We start from the raw sequence: 24,649 nt of genomic DNA, 5'->3' as shown, positions 1-24,649 counted from the left end.
GGACGGAGCATGGCTGTCTACTGTTCGGGGGCACGGCACGCCTGGAACGCGTCAATCTGCTGCGTCGCACCACTCGCTGGTGTCTCCGCCGGTCCATGGAATTGATTCCATGGATTGGCCCTCCGCCGTTCCGGCGTTTGCCGACGACGATACCGGCACGTCCTGGCTGGTTCAGCGGGCGTGGCCAGAGAATGCACCAGGAGAATTTGTACTGGAGGTCCGGACGCCGGGAGTGCCCGGCGTCCGGGGAGCTTATTTGCGTCGCGGGCAGTTCGAACTAATCCCGTTGGATGATCCGGGACTTCCCGCCTTACGGGGGGAAGCGCAGCAGGGGGAATTGATTTCGTATTGGCCGTACCACCAGGCTGTCGTCCGGGCGGAGGGCCGCTACATAAAGATCTTCGGGCCCGGAGGCGCCGTCGTACCGGCCGAGCGCTGCGCACAAATGGACGTCCTGCTGGACGCCGGCAACTTCACAACGCCCAGAATCCTTCGTCAGAGTTCCCAGGCGGACGTCATCGTTTTCAGCGCCATGCCGGGACCGACTCTGAACGAGCTGGGCCGGGTGGGAGCGGCCGTTTGCGATGAAGCGTTCGCGAGGTCATGGGAGAAATGGTCGCGCGCCTGGGTCGAGGAACTGAACGGCTCCCATGGCCCAGCAGCACGTGGCGTTCTCGACAGCCTTCCGCTCCGTTCAGCAGAGTGGGAAGCAACGAAGGTGTGTCGACGGGTGGACGACTGGTTGCGGCACAATGAAAACGTCCCAGCGTTGTCGTCTCAGCGCGCTGTCTTGCGCGCCGCTGCAGAGCACGTGGCCATGAACCTGCTGCGGACGGCACCGGATCCGGTGGTATGGGCCCACGGAGACCTGTACGACAAGCAAATCATCGTTCCTGACGGCGACATCCCGCCCGGACTGCTGGACTTCGACAGTACGGCCCGACACGAGGCCGCCCGGGATCTGGCCGGCCTGGACGTCCATCTGGAGCTCCATCTACGAAATAGCCGTATGACGCCGGCACGATATCTGACCGCTCACACGCAGGTGCTGGCCGTGGCCGAGGAACTGCGCGTCAGTCCAGTCCGGTTCGATGCGTACTCGGACGCCATCTGGCTCCGTCTGGCACTTTCGCCGTTACCTGGCCGCTTCTCTCTGGCCATCGGCGTCCTCGCGGAACGGGCCGAAAGGAACTGAGGCCCTCGAAGCGGCCAGCCCGGCGAGCCCCCTGGCATGTTTTGCCGGTTAGGCGCTCACTTAGGTGTAAAAGCGACAGAATGATTGCTACTCTGGATTCTGCACCTAGAGAGAGTGAGCAATGATGCTTCTCGAAAGAGACCTCATCCAGTCCGTCGGCTTCCGCAACGTCACGGACGGCGGACGTGTCACCGGTTTTCAGTTCCGGGTCCGGATGCCTTCCTACCGGGGCATGGCCGCGTCCCTCATCGATGGCATCGCCGTTCGCATCGGCGGCATCGTCGACGTCGGACCTGACGTTCCGCTGTGGACCTTCGGCGGGCGGACCTACACCCTGCAGCAGCTCTGGGAAAGTGATGGCGTGCGCTGGCCCCTTGAGGAAGCGGCAGTGGTCACCGTTCCCCTCGACGGCGGCCTGCCGCAGGGCATCCACGAGCTCTCCATCGAGTTGCGGCTGCGGATGTCCTACATACCAGTCGAACACCAGCCCACCACCCACCGGACCAGCCGCAAGGTGACGCTCGCGCCGGAAGGCGGCGAAGGTACCTTCCGCTACGGCGTTTCCCTCTACAGCTTTATGGGGGATTACGGCACGGTGATGGACCTTGAGACGGCGCTGGCCGCCGTCGCTGACGTGGGCGCCACCGGCGTCGAGATTCTCGGCGAGGGCCACGTTCCCAACTATCCGGAACCGTCCCGGGCCTGGATCGATAACTGGTTCGGCCTGCTGGAGAAGTATTCGCTGGAGCCGACGAACTACGGTTCATGGATTGACACCCGTCTTCACCCGGGCCGCACCATGACGGTCGCCGAGGGTGCGGAGGCCCTGCAGCGGGACCTGCGGCTTGCCAGCCAATTGGGTTTCGGCTTCGTGCGCCCCAAGATCGGCGTGGTGTCCAGCGATCTGGTCCCAGACCCCATCTGGACCGAATCCGTGGAACGCTCCCTTGATCTGGCCCACGAGCTGGGGATCATCATCTGCCCGGAGATTCATTCGCCGACGCCCATCAGGCACCCCGTCGTCGAGGACTACATCGGCCTCATCGAACGGACCGGAACCAAGAACTTCGGCCTGCTCATCGACACCGGAATCTTCCAGGACCGGCCCATTCCGCTGCGCGCAGGTGAGACCCGCGAGACCCGGCCCGCCTTCCTCGACGGCATCGGCGTCGACCCCGCCGACTTCGCCGATATTGCCCAGTATGTGGTGTTCGTCCAGGCGAAGTTCCACGACATCAACGAGCAGCTGGAAGACCAGCAGATTCCCTGGCTGCCCGTGCTCAAGGCCCTCAAGGACTCCGGCTACACCGGTTATCTCTCCAGTGAATATGAAGGCGAACGCGCGCCATGGCGCGCCATTGAGCAAGTGCGGCGCCAACACGCCCTGATCCGCCGCATCACCGGCGAACTTACCTGCCCCATCCCCTTTCCCAGTAAAGAGAGCAACAATGCCAAACGGACTTCTTGACGATGCAAGCCTCCGCACCCATCCCGACGGTCTCGCGCTTGCCCTGACCCTGCCGTGGTACCGGAGTCTGTGGCTCTCCTCGGTCTCCAGCCTGCGGCTCACCGTCGACGGCCAGGATATCCCCGCCGGGAACTTGTCCCTGGAACTGGGAGGTGTCCGCTATGCGCTCCCGGACCTGCCCGCTCAAAGCGACACTCTCTGGTACCTCCAGGAACATCCCTTGCTCATCGCCACAACGGAGAGCCCTGTTGCCCTGGGCGAGCAGCACACCGTCCGGCTCATCGGTGAGTTGCGCCTGCCGTACATGCAGATTGCTCCCGGCCAGGACGGCGGTCCCGGCATGTACGTTCCCAACTTCGTGAACCAGACGTTGGAGCTGACCGTCACGGACAGGGCTGCGGCGGCGCCGGAACTGACGACGGCGGTCACGCCGCCCCCACCGAAAGCGGAGGAAGATCCGTTCTCGCTGGGGCTCACCCTGTACTCGGCAAGCGCCGAATTCCGGGCCGGCTGGTACGACTTCGACGGTCTGCTGAACCGTGTGGCCGAGCTCGGCATCGGCCCAGGGATCGAAATTGTGGCATCGCAGGTCCTGCCTACCTATCCCAACGTGACTGACGACTTCGTGCGCTCGTGGCAGCGCGCCTTCGACAAGCACGGCTTCACCGCCAGCTCCTTCGGCGCCAATCTGGACATGGGACGCCGCCGTGACCGCGACATGACCCCGGACGAGGAGTACGAGTTCACGCAGACACTCTTCCACGGCGCCAAGAAGCTCGGTTTCCCGCTCGTCCGCATCCAGAGCGCTAAGCCGGAGCTGCTTCGCCGGCTGCTGCCGCTCGCCGAGGACCTCGAACTCAAACTTGCCTACGAGATCCATGCACCGCTGGGACCCAACTCGCCCGAGATCATGAAGGTCCGCGACGTCTACGCCGAGCTTGATTCACCGCTGCTGGGCTTCGTGGCTGACTTCTCCTCCACCATGCACAGCATGTCTCCCACGCTCCTGCGCGCGGTTCGCCGTGCCGGGCTGGACGATGAAGCTGTGGAAAGGCTGCAGGCTATCTGGGGCACTGAGGCACCGATGCGGGTGCGGCAGGAGGAGTTCATTGCGTACCTGCGGGGACGTGACTTCGATCCTGCCCGGCTTGGATCCTTCGCCCACCTGGCGTTCAACATGCACGGCCACGTCAGCCCGAAGGAGTGGGCTGACATCATGCCGCAAATCATGCACGTCCACGCGAAGTTCTACGACATTGATGAGCAGGGCAACGAGCCGGCCATCGACTATCCGGAACTGGTCCGCGTATTCGTCGAAGGCGGCTACCGCGGTTACTGGTCCAGCGAATGGGAAGGTCATGCCTTCGCCGAGCTCGGTGAGGTGGATCCGCTGCTGCTGGTGCGGAAGCAGCATGACCTTATCCGCAAGAGCATGCGGACGGCCCTGGCATCAGCCTGACCTGAAAGACCGACGTCCCATAGCCTCGATGCCCGTCCGTTTAGCCGGCCGGGCATCGAGGCGTTTAAGGGGCTTCCTTGGTTGCGGCGGCTGCCACGATGTCGGCAGCCTCTTTGAAGAGGCCCCGCATCCACTCATGCTCGGAGTCGCGGTTGTGCACGGGGTGCCACCACAAGGCATTAACCAGCGGCGTGGCATCGAAGGGCAGCGGCAGGATCCGAATCCCGCCCACGCGCAGGGCGAACGGCACCAGGGCCGCCTGGATGAGCGCGATCCGGTTGGTCCCAACCACAAAGTGCGGCAAGGACTGGAAACTTTCAACAACCACGTCCACGCGGGGCTCAACGCCCAGCTGCTGGATCTGCCGTTCCGCCGAGGTTGAGGCTGAGCGCGTCTGATAGGTCATCACCCAGGGAAGTTCAGCGATGTTTTCCATGGTGATTTGCTCGCCGACGGCTTCATTGGACGTGGAGACCACGGCCACCCACCCGTCCCTCCACAGGTCCAGGTAGGGCAGCCCGGTGAGGAATCCGTGGGGAATCACCATGCCGTCCACCGACCGAAGGCGGTTGGCTGCATCCTCCACCACCATCGGATTGTGGAGCATAAACCGGAACCGGACAGCTGGGGCGCGCTCGGCTGCAAGCTCGGAAACAACCCGGCCAATGGTCGTGAAGCCGTAATCCGAGCCGTAGATGGAGAACTCGCGCTCGGATTCTGTGGGCTCCCAGGTGGCCTGGCTTTCGAAGACGCGGCGTGCGGCCTCCAGTGCGGTGGTGGTGTGCTCCGCGAGCCGGAGGGCGAAGGGGGTGAGCTCGTAAGCATTGCCGCGGCGGGCCAGGATCGGGTCACCGAAGTGGGATCGGAGCCGGGCGAGCGAGGCGCTGAGCGCCGGCTGGCTGAGGTGGAGCCGCTCGGCCGCCCTGGTAACGCTTCGCTCGGTAATGAGGGCATCCAGCGAGATCAGCAGGTTGAGGTCGAGACGGGAAAGCAGGACATGTTTCGTCACGGCGCAGCGATCCTTTGGAAGTGGAACCGTTTCAAGGGAGTTTATCAGCGGGATCAATAACGTAGGCGAAGCCATCAGGGATCTGGATGGACCTTCCGCGGACCCCCGTTAAACTTATGTCCGTCATAGCAAAGACTTATGTGTCTTTTAGGCACATCTCCTGCATACTTGTGAGTGACCGGGGTCACGACACCCGGATTTTGGACAATGAAGTCAGAAAGGCTGGACATGACACAGCACCGTCGCTATTCAGGCCTGAAGGTCGGCGCCCTCGCCGTCCCCACCGTCGCAGCACTCATTCTTACCGGTTGCTCGGCCTCCACCGGCAGCAGCTCCTCTTCGGGTGGTTCCCAGGAATTTTCACTGTCCTTCGCGACATCCAACACCATCGAGAGCCCCTTCCAGGTGTTGGCAGAAAATTACATGAAGTCACACCCGAACGTGAAAATCACCTTCAATCCTCAGCCGAACGACTCCTACGACCAGACCCTGCGCACACAGCTCCAGGCCGGAAACGCCTCAGACGTCGTAGTGACCTCACCCGGCTCCGGCACCGGCCGCAGCATCCTGCCGCTCGTCCAGGCAGGTTTCCTTGAACCGCTTGACGATGCCGCGAAGCAACTGCTCCCCGAGGGAAGCGCCAGCACCTTTGGAACCGACGGCAAGGTGTACGGCCAGGCCACGGAAATTACGATCTCTGCCTTGGTGAGTAATGAGACGGCTGCAACTGCAGCCGGTGGCTTCCCTGCCGACTTTTCCTCCCTCCAGCAGCAGTGCAAGGCTCTGGAGTCCTCCGGTAAATCCCTCTTTGCCCTTGCCGGATCAGCCCCTCCCAACACAGGGCTGATGGCGATGTCCCTGGCAGCCTCGCGCGTCTACGCGGAAGACCCGAAATGGAACGATAAGCGCGCTGCCAAGGAAGCCACCTTCGCCGGCTCGGACGGTTGGAAGTCAGCCCTCGAAGCAGTTAATACCTTGAAGGACGCGGGCTGCTTCCAGAAGGGTGCTGCCGGCGGCGGCTTCGATGCCATCACCAAGGGGCTTGCCAGCGGAACGTCCGTGAGCGGCTTCATCCCGGCTCCAAGCTGGAAGCAGCTGCAGTCCGCCGCTGGGGGCTCCCAGTTCGCCGTACGGCCGTTCCCGGCGGAACAGGGCTCAGGTAATAGCTACGTATTTGCCAGCGCAAACTACGCCTTCTCCATCAACGCGGCCTCCAAGAACAAGGACGCTGCCAAGGCCTTCCTCGACTGGGCCGCCCAGCCTGAGCAGACCAAGGCATTCGCAGAAATCGACGGTGCCCTGCCGGTCAGCGGACTCGACAAGTACGATTTCGACGGCGGCGCCTATAAGAACGTCGGCGGCCTGATGAAGGACGGCAAATACGGCCCCCTGCCCAACATCCAGTGGCCGAATTCCGCCGTCTACGACGCACTGGCCACGGGGGTCCAGGGCATCATCACCGGCCAGAAGAGCCCTGACCAGGTCCTGCAGGCCATGGACGCGGCCTGGGATCAGTAGCAGTTCTTGACCATCAACGTTCCGACGACTCAAAGGGACAAGCAAGGAATACCAATGACTGCGACGATGCAACCGAAAAGCGAAGCAGCTGAAGCACCCCGGCGAGGCAAGCGGACGCCGGGGGCGGGTGAGAACACCCGTCCCCGGCGGGGGCCCATGCAGTTCGGACACTGGTGGTGGGCGCTGCCCGGGATCGCCCTGGTGTTTGCCATCCACTACGTGGCAACCGGAATCGGCGGATTCTTCGCCTTTACCAACTGGACGGGCATCGGCTCGTTCAAAATCACGGGCTGGACAAACTTTGAGGCCATCTTCAAGGACCCCACGAAACTCGGAGCCCTCTCCAATACCCTCTTTCTGGCCTTTGGCTCGGTTCTCCTGGGCAACATCGCCGGGTTGGTTATTGCGCTGGGCCTGAACCGCGTCGTCAAGACGCGCTACATCCTCCGGACCCTCTTCTTCATGCCGGTGGTGCTCAGCCCGCTGGCCACGGCCTACATCTGGAAATACATCTTCGACTTCGACGGTCCGCTCAATGCCTTCCTTACGGCAATAGGCGCCGGCGACCAGGCCAAGCCGTGGCTGGCCGACCCGCAGTGGGCCATCTGGACCGTGCTGGTGGTGCTGGTCTGGTCTTCCACCGGATTTGCCATGGTGATCTTTATGGCCGGCCTGGCCGGTGTCCCCGTGGAAGTGGAGGAGGCGGCGGCCATTGACGGTGCCAATCTGTGGCAGCGGTTCCGCAACGTTACGCTGCCCGCCATCCGCCCCGCCGTCGCCATCGCCACCACGCTGGGAATCGTCCAGGGGCTGCGCGTCTTCGATCCCATCATGGCGCTCACCGGCGGCGGACCGGCCGGAGCGACGGAAACGCTGGCCACGCTGGTTTACAAGCAGGCCTTTGCGCTCGGGAACTTCGGGGGCGGTGCCGCCCTGGCCCTGGTGCTCGCCGCCATCATCCTGATCTTCGCCGTTCTCCAGCAGCGGCTGACGCGTTCGAACCCTGAGGACTAAGCCATGTTCCGCTACACCAAACTCACCCTGCTCCGCGAAGTCGGCCTATGGGCGCTCGCCCTGGTGTTCCTCGCGCCGTTCTACTTCCTGGTGACAACTGCCCTGAAGCCGGACAGCGAGTTGTTCACCACCTCGGCCCTGGCTCCGCCAACAAACCCCGACTTCAGCAACTTTATCGACGTCCTCACCGCCACCGGAAACTCCAACGTGGTGATGGGCCTGGCCAACAGCGCCATCATCACCGCAGGCAGCATCGTGGGGCTGATCGCACTCGGTTCCATCACCGGATATGTCATCTCCCGCAGCACCCGACGCTGGAGCAAGGGCGCGTATTACCTCTTCCTGATCGCCATCATCCTCCCCGGCCAACTCGGCGCCGTCCCTCTCTACATGGGGGCACGGGCCCTTGGACTCACCGGATCCGCTTGGGGCCTGATCATCCTCTACACGGGCATGCTCCTGCCGTTGTCGATCTTCCTGTACGCAAACTTCTTCCGCGGCCTCGGCACGGACTACGAAGAAGCGGCCACCATCGACGGCGCGAGCAAATCCCAGATTTTCTCCAAGGTGGTGTTCCCCATGATGGCCCCAGCCACGGGAACGGTCACCATCTTCGCCGGGCTCATCGTGTGGAACGACTTCTTCACGTCGCTGATCTTCCTGGGCGGCTCCGCCAACCAGACGCTGCCGGTGGCCATGTACTACTACATCGGCTCCCTGGTCTCCCAGTGGAACTCGATCTTCGCGATAGTGATCGTCTCCATGATTCCCATCCTGGCGCTGTTCCTGTTCGCGCAGAAACGGTTCATCCAGGGCTTCTCCGGCGGCCTGAAGGGCTGACCCGCGATGGTTGACAACCGCGCAGCGTTCGAGCGCTTCGTGGAGATCTTCTACACCCAAAAACGGGTGCGTGAAGCCTTCGACTTCCTTGTGGCCGAGGACTACCGGCAGCACAACCCGACCATTCCTGACGGGCCTGAGGCGGCAGTAAGAATGCTGACGCCGAAGTTCGACGGATCGCCAGACTCCCGGTTCGAGGTTCAGCGCATCCTGGTGGACGGTGACCTGGCGTTGGTGCATGTACGCGCTTCAGGTCCCGGGCGTCCGGACGCCGCCGTCGCAGACATTTACCGCTTCGAAAACGGCCGGATTGTTGAGCACTGGGACGTGCTTCAGCCCGTTCCCGAGCACCCGGTCCACGACCACCCCATGTTTTAGACCACCATCTCAATTCTCTAGGAGATATCCATGTTCCAACTTTCGCCCAATATCGACCTTTTGTTCGCCGAAGCAGGCGAAAGTGCTGCTGACCGGGTTYGCGCGGCGGCAGCAGCCGGCTTCGACGCCGTCGAAATGTGGGGCCCAACGGGCAAAGACATTCCGGCCCTGAAGCACGCACTCGAGGAAACCGGAGTCCAGCTCACCTCCCAACTGGCGGAACCGCGTATGCAGTTCATGATCCCGCCCCGCAACCACGATGCTTTCTACACCGGGCTGGACGCCGGCGTCGAAGTGGCACAACAGCTCGGCTGCCCCCGGATGGTAGTGGGCAGCGGTACCGGATTCGGCGGGCGCAAGCGGCAGGACCAGCTGGACGAACTGATCGAGATCTTCACCCGAGGCGTCGCGCACATCGAGGGTTCCGGCATCACCCTGGTTCTCGAACCGGTCAACGTCAGGGTTGACCACCCGGGAGCCCTCCTGGACCGGACCTCGGAAGCCGTCTATGTCGCCAAGGGCGTCAACTCGCCATACTTCGGCGTTCTCTACGACCTCTACCACTCCACGGTCGAGGGCGAGGACGTGGCCGCCGAGCTCGCCAACGCTGGCGACCTCATCAAGTATGTTCAGATCGCAGATGCGCCGGGGCGCGGCGAACCCGGTTCCGGTTCCATCGACTGGCACGCCCGGCTCACGGACCTGGGGAACAGCGGCTACGCCGGCCCCATCGGGCTGGAGTACTACCCGACGATCGACTCGGCGAAGTCCGTCCGGCGCATCCAGGAACTGGTGGCGGGACGGTGAGCGGTAACCGGTATCCCGTTGCGGTCGACGTCGCCATCGTCGGCAGCGGCCCCACGGCATCGGCATACGCACGCATCCTCAGCGAGGAAGCCCCTGGTGCCACCATCGCCATGTTCGAGGTGGGCCCCACGGTCAGCAATCCACCCGGGGCGCACGTCAAGAACATTGAGGATCCTGAACGCCGCAGCCTCGCGCAGCGGGCATCGGAAGGCCCCGGCGCAGGTGCCGACACGGTGAACTCACCCGGCGCGGTCAAGAGCGGGGAGCGACGGGCCAGGCCCGGAACCTACCTGCTGCAGGACGGCTACGCCTTCCCCGGCGAGGACGGGATGCCCGTCGCCGCCATGTCCAGCAACGTGGGCGGCATGGCCGCCCACTGGACCGCTGCCTGCCCCCGCCCGGGCGGCAAAGAGCGCATTCCGTTCCTGCCGGACCTTGAAGAGCTTCTTGACGACGCCGACCGACTGCTGGGGGTGACCACCCGCGCCTTCGACGGGGCTCCGTTCTCTGACCTCGTCCGGGAACGACTCGCCGCCGCCGTGGACGCGGGCCGTGACACCGCCTATCGCGTCCAGCCCATGCCTCTTGCTGTGCACCGGCGGGAGGACGGCGGCCTGGTCTGGTCAGGTTCCGACGTCGTGATGGGGGATGTGACCCGGGAAAATCCGCAGTTCGAACTCTATGATGAGTCGCTGGTAACGCGTGTTCTCCTGGAGGATGGCGCTGCTGCCGGCATCGAAGTCCAGGACCGCCGCAGCGGCGAAACCCATCAGGTGGCGGCCCGCTACGTTGTGGTGGGTGCGGATGCCCTGCGCACGCCGCAGCTGCTGTGGGCTTCCGGGATCCGGCCCGACGCCCTGGGCCGCTACCTCAACGACCAGGCGCAGGTAGTGTTCGCGAGCCGGCTGCGCGATGTCACCGCTCCGCAGGGCCGGGCAGCCGCCAATGGCGCGCTCAGTGAGCAGAGCGGAGTTGCCTGGGTTCCCTACACGGACGGGGCGCCCTTCCACGGCCAGATCATGCAACTGGATGCGTCACCGGTTCCCTTGGCCGACGATGACCCCGTTGTCCCGGGCTCTATCGTGGGGCTTGGGCTGTTCTGCGCCAAGGATCTGCAGCGCGAGGACCGGGTGGCGTTCGACGACGGTGTCCGCGACTCGTACGGGATGCCCGCCATGCGCATCCACTACCGCCTCACGCGGCGGGATCACGAGGTGCTGGACCGCGCCAAGCAGGAAATTGTCCGCCTGGGCAAGGCGGTGGGTGAGCCGCTCGACGAGCGTCCGTTCGTCATGCCGCCCGGCGCATCGCTTCACTACCAGGGCACAACCAGGATGGGTGCAAGGGACGACGGCCAGAGCGTGTGTTCGCCCGACAGCCAGGTGTGGCAGGTCCCCGGCCTCTTCGTGGCTGGCAACGGCGTCATTCCCACCGCCACGGCATGCAATCCCACGCTGACCGCTGTGGCGCTCGCAGTGCGCGGGGCCCGGAAACTCAAAGAAGAACTCAACAGCTATTTACTTATGTCTGAATCAGACAATAGACTGACTAAATAATGAATAAGTGGTGCGATGTCGCTGCTATTTCGTTCAATCACAGGCAAGGCATGCCGCAGACAAGGAGGTCTCGATGATCGCCGACCGCATAATCGAGCAGGGAACACTGATCACCCAGGACGGCCGTACCGCCGTCGAAGTCCGCATCCCCTGGTACCGGGCCCTGCCGGGTTCCTGCATCGCTGGAGCTGCATTGACAGTGGACGGCGTCAGCGCCCCCGAGGGCTCACTGCGCTGGACCATGAACAACCGCACTTTCAGCTTCGAGGAACTCGTGGACGAGACCGGCGAATGGTGGTTCCCGCTGGACTCGGCAGTCCTTTCGGGCGACCTTCCCGTCCCGGACAGCCGGACCGAGCACGAGGTCAGGGTGGACCTGAAGCTCTACATCCCCTACATCATCACCGACCACGGCGTGCTGCACATCGAAGAGCACGACACCAAGACCATGAAGGTGGCACAGCGATGACCAGCCTCGGCACGCCGATCCAGGGCGTCACCCTTTACAGCTTCACCCGGGCCGTCCACGCCCGGCAGTACGACCTCGATGGCCTGATCCGCAAAGTGGCGGCCGAAGGCTTCGGCCCGGGGCTCGAAGTCATCGGATTCTCCAGCCTGCGCGGCTTCCCGGACCGGATCGACGACAACTTCGTTGGCCAGTTCCGTGATCTTGTGGCCGAGGTTGACCTGGTCCCCACCTCCCTCGCAGTCAACGTTGACACCGGTATCCGCCGCGACCGGCTCATGAGCCATGATGAGCTTGTCGAATACATGCGCAAGCAGATCGAAGTAGCCGCCAGGCTCGGCTTCCCGATCGCCCGGGTGCAGATATCGCTGACTCCGGACGCCATGGAAAGCCTGCTGCCCGTGGCCGAGAAGTACGGCGTCACCCTGGCCCTCGAAGTCCACGCGGACCAGCACGGCGCCCACGAACGTGTCCTGGCCCTTCGCGACCGCTACGAGAAACTCAATTCCCCCTTGCTCGGCTTCACCGCCGACTGGGGTGCCACCGTTACCGGCTTTGCGCCCTCCCTGCTGGAGGCCTACCGCCGCCGTGGGGCTTCGGAGGCACTTCTCGGACAGGTGGTTGACCTGTGGAATGGGTTCTACGCCGACGGACCGCCAAACACGCAAAAGGTTCACGGTGAACGCTTCGGCGCCTTCATCGGCCTGGCGGCCCGCAACGGCCGGCCCGACCTTGGCATTGACTTCGCCATCAACGGAACAGGGCTTTTCGGTCCTGCACCGCTGGACACCTGGCTGGAGATCATGCCTTGGGTCCGCCACGTGCACGGCAAGTTCTTCGGCATCGACGAGACCGGCGAAGAGCCCTCGGTGCCGGTCCGGAGCCTTGTCCGGCAACTGGTTGAGAACGGCTACTCCGGCGCAATCTCCAGCGAATACGAAGGCTGGCACTGGAACAACTGGCAGGACCCGTTCGACATCATCCGCGGCGAGCAGGCCGTCCAGCGCTCAGCGGCCGCCAACGCCGGTTCGGCCATGATCACCGACGCTTCAGAAGCCCGCCGCATCCTCAACAGCCATCTCGCCCAGCCCGTCCGCGGCTGACAACGAAGGAACCAGAAATTATGTCAGAAGGCATCGCAGGCTCGGGCATCGAGCTTGGCATCACCCTCTATTCGCTCACCTCCGAGTTCGCCGCCGGGCTCTACACCCCTGAGACGCTGATCAAAGCTGTTGCAGATGAAGGCCTCGGCCCGGGGGTTGAGTTCAACATCGCCCAGATGCTGCGCACCTACCCGGACGTCGACGACGACTTCGTCCGCCTGTGGCGCGACAGCATGGACCGCTACGGCCTGACCCCCAGCGCAGTGGGCACCAACCTGGACATGGGCCRCCGCAAGGACCGGGACATGACACCCGATGAGGAGTACGACTTCTTCGCCGCGCAGCTGCACACGGCCAACAAGCTTGGTTTCCACCGCGTGGTGATCCGCTCCGCGGGCAAGGAATTGCTCCGCCGGCTGCTTCCCCTGGCCGAGAAGTACGACCAGAAGCTCGGCTACGAAATTCACGCGCCGCAGGGCCCGAACGATCCCAAGATCCTGCAGATCCGCGAGATGTACGAGGAACTGGGAAGCGACCGGCTCGGTTTCACCGCAGACTTCAGCTCGACGATGCACAGCCTTTCCCCGACCCTCTTCCGCACGTTGACGCAAATGGGGCTGCCCGAGGAGCACTTCGCCGTCATGCAGGAGATCTGGCGCAAACCGTCGCCCATGCATGAGCGCAACCAGGAGTTCGAGGACTACCTCAGTGCCAACAACTTCGATCCTTCCCGCCTGGGCCCGTTCACCCGGCTGGCATTCAACATGCATGGACTGGTTCCGCCCGAGGAATGGCTGGATATCATGCCGCAGATCTTCCATGTCCACGCGAAGTTCTACGACATCGACGAACACGGCAATGAACCCGCGATGGACATTCCCCGCATTGTGCGCCAGTTCGTCAAGGGCGGCTACCAGGGCTACCTGTCCAGCGAGTGGGAGGGCCATGCGTTCGCCGACCTGGGCGAATCCGATCCGATCGACCTCGTCAAGAAGCAGCACACGCTGATGCGGCATGCCATCGAAGAAGCCGTTGATCCAAATGCATCCGACTCCCACGCGACCCTGGTCGAGACTGTTAAGTAAGGAAAGCCATGGCAACTCACAATTCCCTGTTCCAGGACACCGACGTCCGCCGGCACCCCGAGGGGATTGCCGTATCGGTGCAGCTGCCCTGGTACCGCAGCCTCTGGCTGTCCGCCGTTGACGACGTCGTCGCAACCGTCAACGGCGTGGAGATTCCCAAGGAGTCTCTCCGCTTCGAACTGCAGGACAAGTCCTACTCCATAGCTGAACTCCCGGAGCAATGGGAAACCCTGTGGTTCGTCGCAGACAAGCCCGACGTGATCATCCCGCTGGACCGCGTCCCCGACGCCGGCGAGGAGATCGACGTCGAGGTCATCCTCACCCTGCGCCTGCTGTATATGCAGATCGCGCCGATGCGTTACGTGGGCAACCGCGTGGCGGTTGAACGGACGGTGGTGCTCGCATGAAAACCCTGCGCGTGGCCATGATCGGTTATGGCTTCATGGGTGCTGCCCACTCCCAAGGCTGGCGGACGGCGCCGCGGGTATTCGACCTGCCCGCCGAGCCGGAAATGGCGGTTATTGTCGGCCGCAACGCTGAAGCGGTCGCCGCCGCTGCCAGCAAATGGGGCTGGGCAGAGTCAGCAACAGACTGGCGGGACGTGATCGCCCGTGACGATATCGACGTCGTCGATATCGTCACCCCGGGCGACTCCCACGCCGAAATCGCGATCGCCGCGCTGGATGCCGGGAAGCACGTTTTGTGCGAAAAACCACTCGCCAACACGGTGGCGGAAGCCGAAGCGATGGCCGAAGCCGCCGAACGGGCGGCTGCCCGGGGCATCCAGGCAATGGTCGGTTTCACCTACCGCCGCGTTCCGGCCGTCACCTTCCTCCGCAACCTCATCGCCGAAGGCGCCGTCGGCACGATCAACCAGGTGCGTGCCTCGTACCGGCAGGACTGGCTGGTGGACCCGGAGATGCCGCTGGCGTGGCGCCTGCAGAAGGAACACGCCGGCTCGGGGGCCCTGGGGGATATCGGCGCCCACGCCATCGACCTGGCCCAGTTCGTCACCGGCCTGAACCTGGAGAAGGTGTCCGGCGTTATCGACACCATCGTGAAGGAGCGGCCTCTTTTGAAGGGCTCCACTTCAGGCTCCGGACCTTCCGATACCGGGCTTTCCGGCGCTGCCGGTGTCGGCTCCGGCGTCGGCTCCGGCCAGGTGACGGTGGACGATATCGCCATCTTCACGGGCCGCTTCGAATCCGGCGCGCTGGCGTCGTTCGAGGCCACCCGGTTTGCCACCGGCCGGAAGAACGCGCTCCAGATTGAGGTTTCCGGGGACAAGGGCGCCCTGGCCTTCGACCTCGAGGACCTCAACAGCGTCCAGTTCTACGACCGCACGGCACCTGCGGACCGCCAGGGCTTCCGGAAGGTCCTGGTCACGGAAGCGGAGCATCCCTACGTTTCGGCGTGGTGGCCGGCAGGCCACATGCTCGGTTACGAGCACGGGTTCTCCCACCAGGTCAAGGACCTCGTGGAGGGCATCGTGGGCGGCTCCGCCCCGCATTCGTCGTTCGCCGACGGGCTGAGGGTGCAGCGGGTGCTCGACGCTGTCGAGCGCAGTTCCGAAAATGATTCCGCCTGGACACGTGTCGCTGCCGGCGTTCCCGTGCCGGCCAGTTGAGGAGGGGAAGCACGTGGCACGACCAATTACCTTGTTCACCGGCCAGTGGGCCGACCTGCCGTTCGAGGAGGTGGCCCGGCTCGCCGGCGAATGGGGCTACGACGGGCTGGAGATCGCCTGCTGGGGTGACCACCTGGACCCCTGGCGCTGGGACGACRACGCCTATGTGCAGGGCAAGCTGGACATTCTTGACCGCCACGGCCTCAAAGTGTGGACCATCTCCAACCACCTCAAGGGCCAGGCCGTCTGCGACGACCCGATCGACGAACGGCACCGCGGCATCCTGCCGGACGTCGTATGGGGCGACGGCGATCCTGAAGGGGTCCGCCGTCGTGCCGCCGAGGAACTGAAGAACACTGCGCGGCTCGCCGCCAAGCTGGGCGTGAAAACGGTGACCGGCTTTACGGGATCGTCCATCTGGAAGTACGTGGCGATGTTCCCGCCCGCCTCCGAAAAGATGGTCGACGCCGGCTACCAGGACTTTGCCGACCGGTGGAACCCCATCCTCGATGTCTTTGACGAGGTGGGCGTCCGGTTCGCCCATGAGGTGCACCCATCAGAGATCGCGTACGACTACTGGACAACGCAGCGCGCCCTCGAGGCGATAGGGCACCGCGAGGCTTTTGGCCTGAACTGGGACCCGAGCCACATGGTGTGGCAGGACATCGACCCAGTGGGGTTCCTGTGGGACTTCAAGGACCGGATCTACCATGTGCACTGCAAGGACACGAAGAAGCGCCTGTCCAACGGGCGCAACGGCCGGCTCTCCTCCCATTTGCCCTGGGCTGATCCGCGCCGCGGCTGGGACTTCATCTCCACCGGCCACGGCGACGTGCCGTGGGAGGATGCGTTCCGGATGCTGAACGCCATCGACTACCGCGGGCCGCTGTCCGTGGAGTGGGAGGACGCCGGAATGGACCGGCTGGATGGCGCCCCCGAGGCGCTGGCTTTCGTGCGCCGGCTCTCCGCCTATGAACCCTCCGCCGCAGCTTTCGACGCCGCATTCAGCACGAAGTAATTCGCAAACAAGTGAGGCCGGCCCCGCGGGGCCGGCCTCACTTGTTTGTATGCCATGAGCTTCTGTATCCGGTCAGAGGGCAGCCCGGGCCGCTGGTGCCGGCTCCACCACTGCCGACTCCACCACTGCTGGCTCCGCGAGGGCTGCCCCCGCCAGGGCCAGGTGACTCCGCGTCATCTCCGTTGGGTCGTCCTTCAGCCACTCGTGGCCGCCCCATTCGCTGGTCAGCGTGCCCGTGAAGCCGGTCCCGCGCAGCAGGCTGCCGAGGTCATGCAGCGGCTGGGAAACCCGGCCGCCGTCGTCGTCCAGATCCCAGAACTTCAGATGGAAGGCGCCCACCAGGGGGAGGATGCCCTGCAGATCTGCGGCGTCACTGCGGCCGAAACGGATGAGCAGGTTCATGAAGAGCGTGTGGACGCGCGGCGGAACCTTCCCTGCGCGGAGCAGGGCGGTGACGGCATCGAGGGTGGCGGGATCGCGCCAGTCATTCTCCAGGCGCGCCAGAAGATCGGAAGGAACGCCGCCCTGACGCAACTCATGAAGGTAGGTGACGGGAAGGGCCGGCATGAGCATGCTGATGTCGACGAGTACCCGCACGTGGTCATCTGCCAACCCGGCTATCGCATCCAGTGCTGGTGCCACAGAAGGGTTGTTTGGAGTCTGCTGCCCTTGGATTTCTTCGTACAGCACCAGATCGAGTTCATGCAGCAGCGGCTGCAGCAGCGTGAGCAGTTCCGTGCCCGCCTGTCCGATCGGTAACCGGATCCCGCGGGCACCCACTCGGCTGGCGGCGCTGAGCTGGGGGACCAGGAAGTCCAAGCGCTCCTGCAACGAGCGGCGGTCGGTTGGGGACGTGAAGTCGTCGAGGCTGGCGCCAACGATGCTGACGCGGCCCCCTCTTGCCGCCAGCGAATCCCGCAGTTCGTCTACCTCGGCGTCCTGCGGAGCGGGGAAGGACCGCCACAGCAGCCCAGGTTCGAGCTCTATTGTCTTCGCCACGGAATCCGCGATGCCAATCACAACGTCAGTGGCTGTCCGCCGGGCTGCCGTGATCTCCGGAATCCAGTTGAACGAGCTGGCGCAGAGGGTCCAGTTGTCAGGAAGTGCGGGGGCCATGTGATGCCTTCCCATTTATGCTGGTTAATGACAAACTTATGTCACTTTTAGGATAAAGGATGGAAGCCATGTTGCAAACCGCTTTGCGCGAAGATGCGCTGACGGCCACGCCGGAAGGCTTTGAACTCCGGCTCGGCCTGTCATGGATCCGCTCAATGCCCCTTTCCACCGTGGCTGAGCTCGCAGTTGAGGTCGACGGCATCCCGGTGGCACCAGGGGAGTTGACGGTGGTGCTGGGGGCCCGGCGCGTGCGTGCGGACGCATTGCAGGCGGAGCCCGGGTGGTGGTTCGTGCAGGACAGGGTGGTCCTGGCCGGCCGGCGCGAGCTTTCCCGCGGGGTGCACGCCATCGCCGTCGACTTCCAGCTGCTGGTGCCCTACCTTCAGGCGCGTCCCGGTTCTCCGCTGGTCCTGCCGTTCCATCTGGAGGCCCGGCTGGAGCTTGACCGGGAACCGGTGCCCAGCGTCTCCCGCGATGTGGCCTGAGCGGCTATGCCCAGGCCGCGCAGTGGACCCTATGCGGGGACAGCGGCCCGTTCCGGTGAGGGCCTGCCGTCAGCAAACCAGCGCGGGAAGGTGACATCGAACAGCTGCTCGCGCGCCAGCTCAGCTCCTCCGCGCAGGGGTTCGCGCTCATCGTTGACGGACAAGGTGATGGTGAGGTCGCGGGTGGCGAGCGGCAGGGACAGCTCGTAGACCCGCTGGCGCACTTCGGCCAGGAATACTTCGCCGGCCGATCCCATGGCCCCGCCGATGACGATGATTCCGGGGTTGAACATGTTCACCAGGGCTGCAATGGTCTCACCCGCTACCCGGGCCGACTTTTGAATCAGTGTGATGGCCAGCGGGTCCCCGGCCTGGGCCGCGAGGGTGATCTCCTCGAGGGTCAGTGTCCCCTTTTTTGCCAGCGGGGCCAGGGAGCTCCGGGTGCCTCCCTTGACAGCCTCTTCCGCGTCCCTGACCAGGGCCCAACCGCTGGCCACCGCTTCGAGACAGCCGATCTTGCCGCAGCGGCATTGGGCATGGGAGTCGGAAACCCGGACATGGCCGATGTCGCCGGCCGCGCCGTTGGCACCGCGGTGGATCCTGCCCTGGGACAGCAGGCCGGCACCGATTCCCGAACCGATCTTGCAATAGATGAGGTTCGCAAGGGATTCGCGACGCCGGGCGCGCTCACCAAGGGCCAGCAGGTTGACGTCGTTATCCACCCACACCGGTGCGTTGAAGCGGTCCTCGAAGGGCGTGCGGACATCGAATCCATTCCACCCGGGCATGATCGGAGGTGCCACCGGTTGTCCCGTGGCGAAGTCAACCGGGCCGGGGAGGCCCACCACTACGCCCCAGACGGGCACTTGGTGATCCTTTTTCAGCACGTCGTCAACGAGGGCCATCACGGCGTCAATGGTCTTCTCGGGGCCCTGGGCGATATCCCAGGTGCGGTGCGTGTGTTCCAGGATGTCGCCGTCAAGGGCAGTGACGCCAACCCTTATATGAGCGGCTCCGAGGGCACATATGACGATCCTTCCCTGCTCCGCGCGGAAGCGAAGGGTCCGGGGCGCGCGGCCACCGGAGGAGGCGCCGAATTCTCCATCCCCGAGAAAGCCGATCTCAATGGCCTGGTCCACACGCTGGCTGACAACGCCCCTGCCCAGCCCAGTGACCTTGCCGATTTCAGGGCGCGTTGTTGCCTCGCCCGTTCGCACCAGGTTGACGATCCTCAGCAGGCTCGTCACTTCATCCGTTTGTGCTCCAAAGCGGAGTGTGGACTCTGTCGTCATGATCACAATTCTCACACATAAGAGGGAACTAAGGTGGGGTTGAAAGCGACTATAGCCGGATATTTCCGTACTTATGAATAATATGGACAAAAGAGGGAGGCGACGATGCCTTGGAATATAGGAGTTCTTGGGGCCGGGCCGGGCGTCGCGGCCCTGCATCTGCCGGTGCTGGGGCGCCTGGCGGACCTGTTCAAGGTGGTGCACATTGCCGATGCGGGAAGTGGGCGCGCCCAGGGCCTGGCCGAAAGGCTTGGTGCCCGGTGGTCAGTGGGGGAGGCGGACCTGCTTGCGGACCCGGCAGTCCACCTGGTGGCCATCTGCAGCCCGCCCGCTGAACATGCCCGCCAAATCCTGGCGGCTGTAGCCGCTGGGAAGCCTGCCATCTTTTGCGAGAAGCCATTGGCCACCAGCAGGGAAGAAGCCGACGAGGTCATCTCTGCCTGCCGGCTCGCGGGAACGGTCCTTCTGGTGGGGACGAACCACCTGTTTGACGCCGCGTGGGGGCGGGCCAGGCATCATCTCGTTGCCCTCGCGGGCCGGGTGCAGGCGATCTCCGTGACGCTGGCGCTTCCGCCGAATGACAGGTACCACCGGCTGGTCGCCGAGGGCGGCCCTTTCCAGGCCGCCCGGCGGGAACGCCTGGACCTCGACAGTCCCGCGGTTGCGGCCGGCGTTCTGCGGCAGCTGCTGACCGGGCTCGCGATCCATGATCTTCCGGCCGTGAGGGACATCGCGCCAGGCATCGACGAGGTTGTTTACGCCAGGGTCGCCCCGCCAGTCGGCTACCTTGTGGGGTATCGGGCCGGCGGAATCCTGGTCCAGTTGGCGCTTACCATGCTTCCGGAAGGACCGGATGCTCTCTGGAGGATGAATATCGCCACCTCCCACGACCGCATCGAGGTGAATTTCCCGCCCGCCTTTGTCCATGCCGGAAGCGCGGCCACCCGAGTGCGAAGCATGGACGGGCAGTGGACGGAGTACAGGCGGGATCCGGAAGACGGCTATATGGCGCAGTGGCGCCTGCTTGCCTCACTCCTTGAAGGCGGGGTCCCAGTCGAGTACGACGAACTGCTGGCTGACTCGCACTTTGCAATCGACCTGGCCGATGCTGCCGCAGCGAAGGTTCTGGAAGGGGTGCCGCAATGAGTTCAGCAAATCCAGGGCTCGGCATCTTCACCGTGTTGCCTTCCTATGTCGCGGCTGTCGCCGAGCTTGCCGTCAGTGCTGCACTCACCAGAGACGTCAGTGGGGCGGTGGCTGTGGTGCCTGGATCCGGCGATTGGTGGCAGGGCATGCTGGACGCCCGGGCCAGGGGAGCGGCAGCGGTGGTGATTGCGGACCCTGCTGCGCTCCCGCAGAAAGGACTCCGAGCCTGTCCATGGCCCGGTGACATCCCGGTCATCGTTGAGCGTCCCCGGCTGCGCCCGGATGTGGTTGCCGACGCGGTCCGGGCAGGACGAGGCAGGCCGGCCCGGATCGTCACCGTTGAGTGCGCCGCCCCCGCGGCAGGTCTTGAAGCGGTAATCCGCGACGGCTTGGGCTGGGCGCGGTCACTGGTCCGGGGCCCGTTGACGCTCCAGGTGTGCAGTGCCACGGCGCAAGCCAGGATTGCTCTGCTGGATTCAGGGGGATCCGCGGGCGGGGCAATGCCCGTCACCCTGGGGGCGACGGCGGCAGCGGGCCTTCACGCCGACGGCCTGCTCCAGGTGCTGGCCCTCGGCGAGGTGCGAACCGAAGTCACCGTGGACCAGCGGGCCGGGCTGACGCGGCTGGAGACGTCCACCGAGGACGGGACACTAAGGGCTCCGGAGCGCTATGAATCATCAGCCCGTCTGGCGCTGCGCCGGGCCATCGAGGCGCAGTCTTCGGGTCAGCCCGGAACGGACCTGGATGAGCTGCTCGAGGACATGTCCCTCACGCGCGCCGTACTTGCTACATAAGGGATGCCCGCCACAGGTGTCTAATTCACGCATTCTTTTGTTGCTTTCAAACTAAAGTGGGGTAGCATGAGTTTCGGCGCCGGGGTTCCTTCCGAACCCGTTCTCCGTCGTGATGGTGCGCCGGAGGCACAACACGTCGCGTCGACGGCCCGATCGTTCGGGTAGATCACTATGCCACTTTCACCTTTGAGACTCCGTCTCCTTGTTATCTCCCTGCTCACGGTTTCGTTCCTCGGGGCCCTGGACCACACCGTGGTGTCCACATCCCTGGCCACGGTTGCGGGTGAGCTGGGCGCGCTGAAGCTCATGAGCTGGGTTGTTGTGGGATACACCCTCGCGAGCACTGTGCTGCTGCCGGTGCTCGGCAAACTAGGTGATGTCCTGGGAGCCCGCCGGATCTTCCTCAGTTCGCTGGTAATGTTCCTGGCGGCCTCCCTGGCCTGCGGCTTTTCGCAGGACATGGCATGGCTTATCGCCGCGCGCGTCCTGCAGGGGATGAGCTCCGCGGGCCTGCAGCTGATGTCGCAAACCATCATCGCCAGGGTCACCTCGCAGCGGGAACGTCCGCGCTACATGGCCATCATTGGCGCAGCTTTCCCCATCGCGGTCCTGGTTGGCCCCGTTCTCGGCGGCGCCATCACCGATTACTGGGGCTGGCAGTGGGTTTTCTGGATCAACATCCCGGTGGGCGCTGCAGCCCTGGCCCTTGCCCTGGTTGCCGTTCCCCACCTGGAGCCCGGCCCCATGCCCCGCCACTTCGATGTTGCCGGGGCGGCTGTATTTACCGCGGCACTGGTGGCCCTTGTCCTCGCCGCCACCTGGGCCGCAGAACGCAGCGCGGGCCCCGCCACCGCTGCCGCGCTCGCGGTCAGCATGCTGGGCTTTGTTGCCTTCTACTTTGTTGAGCGCCGCGCACCCGAACCCATCGTCCCCCTGCATTTCTTCGCCAACCGGACCATCGCGGCAGGCACCGCACTCTCGGCGATTATCGGCGTCGGCCTCTTCTCCATCACCGCCTATTTGCCGACGTACGTCCAAATGGCGTACCAGACAACCGCCACCGTGTCCGGGCTCGTGCCGATCGCAACCGTGTTCGGCATGCTGACCAGCAACCTGCTGACCGGATGGCTGGCCAGCAGGACGGGGCGGTACCGGATCTTCCCCATCCTGGGAACATCATTGGGGGCCGCCGGACTGTTTGTGATGGCGGTGTTGCCCGCCGGGCTTCCGCTGTGGGTTCCCATGATCGTTATGGCCGTTGTTGGGATGGGCACCGGCGCGTTCATGAGCCTGATCGTCACTGTGGTCCAGGGAGCTGCTCCGGCCAGCCAGACCGGCACCATCACCGCGACGATCAACCTGGTGCGGCAGGTGGGGTCAACAGTGGCGACGGCGATTATCGGCGGGGTGATCGGCTTCGGCGTGGCGGCCCTTTTGCCGGCGGGCCTGGATGCTTCCACCCTGACCCCGCAACTGGTCAAAGGGGCCGCCCCGGCAGTACAGGCCAGCGTGGCTCAGATCTACGCCTCAGTCTTCACCCCCATCTTTATTGCCTTGGCGGCCACGTACGCAGTGGGAATAGTCGCGGCGGTCCTGCTTCCGCACGGGCGCCTCTCCGACGAACCCGTTCCCGCCCCCCAAACAACTTCCGAATCCCTTTCGGCCTGATTTCAAAGGAGACATCATGTCCAACCCAACCATCGCCATCGTCGGCAGCGGGCCCATCGGCTCCACCTATGCCCGGGTGCTCCTCGAGCAGGTCCCGAACGCGCGGGTGGTGATGTTCGAAGCCGGCCCGCAGGTGACGGAGGTTCCCGGCGCGAGCGTCCGCAACATTGCCGACCCTGGCGAAAAGGCTCGTGCGCGCGAAATGTCGCAGGGGCCGCAGGCCGGTGCCTACCGGGAGTCGCTCGGCATCCCGGCAGCCACGGTCACCGAGGGAATGTTCACCGCCCGCCAGGGCACCCACCTTCTCGACTTCGGCGGCGCGGGCTCCGCCCACGCCTCGAGTTTTCCCGCGGCGGCTGCGGCCACCAACGTCGGCGGCCAGGGTGCGCACTGGACCTGCGCGACGCCGTCGCCCGCCTTCAGTGAAAAAATCCCCTTCATAGCGGACGACGAATGGGACGGGCTGATTGAGGACGCGAAGCAGCTGCTGCACGTCCACAGCGCAGCGTTTGCCGACTCCGCCGTTGGTGAGGCCATTCGGACCCTCCTCGATGAAGAGTTCGGCGCGGAGCTGCCGGATGGGTACGGCGTGGGCACCCTTCCGGTTGCCGGGGACCCGCAGCCCGACGGCTCCGTGCGCTGGGCGGGGGCCGACGTCGTCCTCGGCCCGCTGGTCGACAAGGACAGTCCGGTCTCGAAGCAGTTCGAACTCCGTGACCTCACCCTGGTCCGCCGCGTGGAACTGGACGGACACCGGGTCACCGGTGTCACCGTCGAGGACCTCCGCACCGGGGAGAAGTCATTCGTGGCAGCGGACATCGTGGTGGTGGCCGCCGATGCCTTCCGCTCCCCGCAGCTTCTCTGGGCATCCGGTGTGCGGCCGCAGGCCCTCGGCCACTACCTGACCGAGCATCCCGTGGTCATCTCCACGGTGGCGCTGGACGCCGAAAGGATGGGGCGGTACGCCACCGAAGAGGACCTTAAGGCCGAGCTGGCCCGGCGCGCACTGAACCTGGCAGACCCCGTCGCGGCGGTCAACCGCATCCCGTTCTCAGAGCCGGAACACCCCTTCTCCGTCCAGGTGATGTACACCGAGACCACGCCGTTCCCGATGGAGCCGGGAACCCCGTACTCCGAGAACCGCTGGGGCTACGTCAACATGGGCTACGGCATGCGCAAGCACCCGCGTTACGAGGATGCCGTCACGTTCGACGACAATGAGCCGGACTACCGGGGATTCCCCAACATGAGCATCGAGTACGCGCTCACAGAACGGGAAAACGCGGAAATCGCAGAGGCAACCGAGCGGCTGCGGCGTGCCGGCAAGGCCCTTGGCGCCTTCGTGGCCGAGCCCAGGCTCATGCCGAACGGCTCGAGCCTGCACTACCAGGGCACCATGCGCATGGGTGAAACCGACGACGGCACCTCGGTGGCGGATCCGTGGTCACGCGTGTGGGGCTACAACAACCTGGTGGTGGGCGGAAATGCGCTCATTCCGACGGCAACGGCCATGAATCCCACGCTGATGAGCGTGGCCATCGCTGTCCGCGGCGCCCGGAAGGTTGCTGAGGAGCTTAGTTCGCAGAGTGCCTAGGTCAACTGTTC

The 24,649-nt window shown here is 64.6% G+C and carries 23 protein-coding genes; 20 read left to right on the top strand and 3 right to left on the bottom strand.

The annotated features are described in order from the left end of the window. The 3 genes from AC1D1W_RS03170 to AC1D1W_RS03160 form a co-directional block, all read left to right on the top strand. Positions 1-1,195: hypothetical protein (locus tag AC1D1W_RS03170; protein ID WP_476942915.1), on the top strand; the 1,195-nt coding region annotated here is incomplete at its 5' end. 124 nt (positions 1,196-1,319) lie between these two features. Then, entirely contained in the window at positions 1,320-2,663 is a 1,344-nt protein-coding gene (locus AC1D1W_RS03165) for a C-glycoside deglycosidase beta subunit domain-containing protein (protein ID WP_476942919.1), read from the top strand. Continuing rightward, on the top strand, positions 2,644-4,122 hold the full coding sequence (locus tag AC1D1W_RS03160) for a sugar phosphate isomerase/epimerase family protein (RefSeq protein WP_476942914.1): 1,479 nt from the start codon (positions 2,644-2,646) through the stop codon (positions 4,120-4,122). Before AC1D1W_RS03165 ends, AC1D1W_RS03160 begins: the two co-directional genes overlap by 20 nt. A gap of 64 nt (positions 4,123-4,186) precedes the next feature. On the opposite strand, the gene AC1D1W_RS03155 is transcribed toward AC1D1W_RS03160, so the two are convergent. After that, complete coding sequence (locus AC1D1W_RS03155) at positions 4,187-5,131, bottom strand: LysR family transcriptional regulator (RefSeq protein WP_243180778.1); 945 nt, start codon at positions 5,129-5,131, stop codon at positions 4,187-4,189. Between the two features lie 228 nt (positions 5,132-5,359). Between AC1D1W_RS03155 and AC1D1W_RS03150 the strand changes: the two genes are divergently transcribed. From AC1D1W_RS03150 to AC1D1W_RS03095, 12 genes are all read left to right on the top strand, one after another. Next, positions 5,360-6,649 (top strand): ABC transporter substrate-binding protein, encoded by a 1,290-nt coding sequence (locus AC1D1W_RS03150; RefSeq protein WP_028275822.1) that lies wholly within the window; start codon positions 5,360-5,362, stop codon positions 6,647-6,649. 54 nt (positions 6,650-6,703) lie between these two features. After that, positions 6,704-7,663, top strand: coding sequence for a carbohydrate ABC transporter permease (locus AC1D1W_RS03145; RefSeq protein ID WP_439954124.1), 960 nt, complete (start codon positions 6,704-6,706; stop codon positions 7,661-7,663). A gap of 3 nt (positions 7,664-7,666) precedes the next feature. Continuing rightward, a complete protein-coding gene (locus AC1D1W_RS03140) occupies positions 7,667-8,503 on the top strand; it encodes a carbohydrate ABC transporter permease (RefSeq protein ID WP_028275820.1) in 837 nt (278 codons plus the stop codon). Between the two features lie 6 nt (positions 8,504-8,509). After that, on the top strand, positions 8,510-8,881 hold the full coding sequence (locus AC1D1W_RS03135; protein ID WP_476942913.1) for a nuclear transport factor 2 family protein: 372 nt from the start codon (positions 8,510-8,512) through the stop codon (positions 8,879-8,881). Positions 8,882-8,911: 30 nt separating this feature from the next. Then, on the top strand, positions 8,912-9,688 hold the full coding sequence (locus AC1D1W_RS03130; RefSeq protein WP_476942912.1) for a TIM barrel protein: 777 nt from the start codon (positions 8,912-8,914) through the stop codon (positions 9,686-9,688). Next, positions 9,685-11,244, top strand: a complete 1,560-nt coding sequence (locus AC1D1W_RS03125; protein ID WP_476942911.1) for a GMC oxidoreductase — start codon at positions 9,685-9,687, stop codon at positions 11,242-11,244. The genes AC1D1W_RS03130 and AC1D1W_RS03125 overlap by 4 nt, the downstream gene beginning before the upstream one ends. Positions 11,245-11,317: 73 nt before the next feature. Further along, positions 11,318-11,713 carry a C-glycoside deglycosidase beta subunit domain-containing protein gene (locus tag AC1D1W_RS03120; RefSeq protein ID WP_028275817.1) on the top strand — a complete coding sequence of 132 codons (396 nt, stop codon included), beginning with the start codon at positions 11,318-11,320 and terminating at the stop codon, positions 11,711-11,713. Further along, a complete protein-coding gene (locus AC1D1W_RS03115; RefSeq protein ID WP_476942910.1) occupies positions 11,710-12,813 on the top strand; it encodes a sugar phosphate isomerase/epimerase family protein in 1,104 nt (367 codons plus the stop codon). Before AC1D1W_RS03120 ends, AC1D1W_RS03115 begins: the two co-directional genes overlap by 4 nt. Before the next feature lie 20 nt (positions 12,814-12,833). Next, the gene (locus tag AC1D1W_RS03110; protein WP_476942909.1) at positions 12,834-13,898 is read left to right on the top strand and encodes a sugar phosphate isomerase/epimerase family protein; all 1,065 of its coding nucleotides are present in this window, start codon (positions 12,834-12,836) and stop codon (positions 13,896-13,898) included. An 8-nt stretch (positions 13,899-13,906) separates the two neighbouring features. Beyond that, entirely contained in the window at positions 13,907-14,305 is a 399-nt protein-coding gene (locus AC1D1W_RS03105) for a C-glycoside deglycosidase beta subunit domain-containing protein (protein WP_223913478.1), read from the top strand. After that, on the top strand, positions 14,302-15,525 hold the full coding sequence (locus tag AC1D1W_RS03100; RefSeq protein ID WP_476942908.1) for a Gfo/Idh/MocA family protein: 1,224 nt from the start codon (positions 14,302-14,304) through the stop codon (positions 15,523-15,525). The genes AC1D1W_RS03105 and AC1D1W_RS03100 overlap by 4 nt, the downstream gene beginning before the upstream one ends. 13 nt (positions 15,526-15,538) lie before the next feature. Beyond that, positions 15,539-16,543: a sugar phosphate isomerase/epimerase family protein gene (locus AC1D1W_RS03095; protein WP_476942907.1), complete on the top strand. Its 1,005-nt coding sequence runs from the start codon at positions 15,539-15,541 to the stop codon at positions 16,541-16,543. Positions 16,544-16,615: 72 nt separating this feature from the next. On the opposite strand, the gene AC1D1W_RS03090 is transcribed toward AC1D1W_RS03095, so the two are convergent. Continuing rightward, positions 16,616-17,659 carry a restriction endonuclease subunit R gene (locus tag AC1D1W_RS03090; protein WP_476942906.1) on the bottom strand — a complete coding sequence of 348 codons (1,044 nt, stop codon included), beginning with the start codon at positions 17,657-17,659 and terminating at the stop codon, positions 16,616-16,618. A gap of 68 nt (positions 17,660-17,727) precedes the next feature. Between AC1D1W_RS03090 and AC1D1W_RS03085 the strand changes: the two genes are divergently transcribed. Then, positions 17,728-18,144: a C-glycoside deglycosidase beta subunit domain-containing protein gene (locus tag AC1D1W_RS03085; RefSeq protein ID WP_243180800.1), complete on the top strand. Its 417-nt coding sequence runs from the start codon at positions 17,728-17,730 to the stop codon at positions 18,142-18,144. Between the two features lie 29 nt (positions 18,145-18,173). Here AC1D1W_RS03085 and AC1D1W_RS03080 read toward each other — a convergent pair whose 3' ends face one another. Further along, positions 18,174-19,436 (bottom strand): ROK family protein, encoded by a 1,263-nt coding sequence (locus tag AC1D1W_RS03080; protein ID WP_476942905.1) that lies wholly within the window; start codon positions 19,434-19,436, stop codon positions 18,174-18,176. A 105-nt stretch (positions 19,437-19,541) separates the two neighbouring features. On the opposite strand from AC1D1W_RS03080, the gene AC1D1W_RS03075 reads away from it, so the two are divergent. The 4 genes from AC1D1W_RS03075 (at position 19,542) to AC1D1W_RS03060 (ending at position 24,638) form a co-directional block, all read left to right on the top strand. Next, complete coding sequence (locus AC1D1W_RS03075; protein WP_476942904.1) at positions 19,542-20,582, top strand: Gfo/Idh/MocA family protein; 1,041 nt, start codon at positions 19,542-19,544, stop codon at positions 20,580-20,582. Next, positions 20,579-21,376, top strand: a complete 798-nt coding sequence (locus AC1D1W_RS03070) for a hypothetical protein (protein WP_476942903.1) — start codon at positions 20,579-20,581, stop codon at positions 21,374-21,376. The genes AC1D1W_RS03075 and AC1D1W_RS03070 overlap by 4 nt, the downstream gene beginning before the upstream one ends. A gap of 186 nt (positions 21,377-21,562) precedes the next feature. Beyond that, positions 21,563-23,044 carry an MFS transporter gene (locus AC1D1W_RS03065; RefSeq protein ID WP_253906699.1) on the top strand — a complete coding sequence of 494 codons (1,482 nt, stop codon included), beginning with the start codon at positions 21,563-21,565 and terminating at the stop codon, positions 23,042-23,044. A gap of 16 nt (positions 23,045-23,060) precedes the next feature. Then, complete coding sequence (locus AC1D1W_RS03060) at positions 23,061-24,638, top strand: GMC oxidoreductase (RefSeq protein WP_476942902.1); 1,578 nt, start codon at positions 23,061-23,063, stop codon at positions 24,636-24,638. Positions 24,639-24,649 lie beyond the last annotated feature (11 nt).

The organism is Arthrobacter sp. P1_B4, from assembly GCF_056406555.1.
This window is presented reverse-complemented; position numbering and strand designations above follow the sequence as displayed.